Origin of the sequence: Streptomyces sp. KR55, from assembly GCF_052245645.1 — a bacterium.
GTDB lineage: Bacteria > Actinomycetota > Actinomycetes > Streptomycetales > Streptomycetaceae > Streptomyces > Streptomyces flavusporus.
The window spans coordinates 1-1,018 of the sequence record NZ_JBQQCE010000955.1 but is presented as its reverse complement, the minus strand read 5'-3'; the positions used below and the strand labels follow the sequence as shown (position 1 = coordinate 1,018).

Here is a 1,018-nt window from a genome sequence, read left to right as displayed (position 1 = left end):
ACGAGTTGGTGCGTGATAGCGGGTGGGCCGTGTCTGGCCTGGGGGTGGCCTGCTTTCAGGTGGTGACAGTACGGTCGGAGACAAGGCTGGCGATGGCTCGGTAGGTGTCGGGCAGGCGATCGCGGCGGTGGGTCCAGCGCTGCAGTTGCTTCCAGCGTTTGTGATCTGCCAGGGCGTGCTCGACCGTGATCCGGTCGGACGAGTGCCTGTGCCGATCTTGTTCCCACTGTTCGAGCCTGCCGGGCAGCGCTCCGGGCCGGGGCTTCCTGGGCGGGGTAAGGGCCTGACCGGGATGGTCACGGCTCAGTCCCAGGTAGCCGTCGTCGAGGAGAATCTCGACCTGATCGAAGTAGTTGAAGCAACCGGTGATACCCGCAGTGCGAGCCGCGGTCGCATCGTGCATCCGCCCCGGCCGCAGGGCATCAGTCCATAACGTGCGGCCACGCCAGTCGGCGATGACAGTGGCCTTCATCGTGTTCTGCTTCTTCTTGCCCGAGACGAACGCCCGCCGGCCTCCCCGGCCGGCGGCCGGGCGGCGGACCTGGATCTCGGTGGCGTCCAGCCTCAGCTCGACACCCTCGGCCTGGGCATAGGCGAAGACGTCCTCCAGCGTTCGAAGTCGCAGGCCAGGACGGTCAGGAACAGCAAAGCCCCGTTCGGCCAGCAACACGCGGACCTCACCCACGGCCCGAGTGACCGTCGAGCGATCGACGCCGAAGAGGACGCCCAGGACCGCGTGGGGCAGGTCATGGCGCAGATGAATCAGCGTGACCACCAGCCGGTCCACGAACACCAGCCGGTACTGAGCACCCGCCCCCGGCGCACGTTTCCTCACTCCGCCCCGCACCCGCTCCCGCTGCCCCTCCGCCGCAGCCGCCCACGGACAGGCCAACTCCTCAACCAAAGACACCAGACGCGCCGTCGAGATGCCCGTGAACAACGGATGCGCCAACACCGCCCGATCGACCATGCCCCTCACCACGAGAGCATGCCCACCCGCTATCACGCACCAACTCGT

General features: G+C 67.5%; 1 protein-coding gene. It reads right to left on the bottom strand.

Annotated elements, in window-relative coordinates; genetic code table 11:
• Positions 1 to 55: 55 nt before the first annotated feature.
• Entirely contained in the window at positions 56 to 970 is a 915-nt protein-coding gene (locus tag ACTWQJ_RS51765; RefSeq protein WP_443313263.1) for a transposase family protein, read from the bottom strand.
• Between the last annotated feature and the right edge of the window lie 48 nt (positions 971 to 1,018).

What these genes read in the sequence shown, in the direction of transcription:
- ACTWQJ_RS51765 (WP_443313263.1), bottom strand. Translation starts at nt 970, where the DNA reads ATGGTCGATCGGGCGGTGTTGGCGCATCCGTTGTTCACGGGCATCTCG.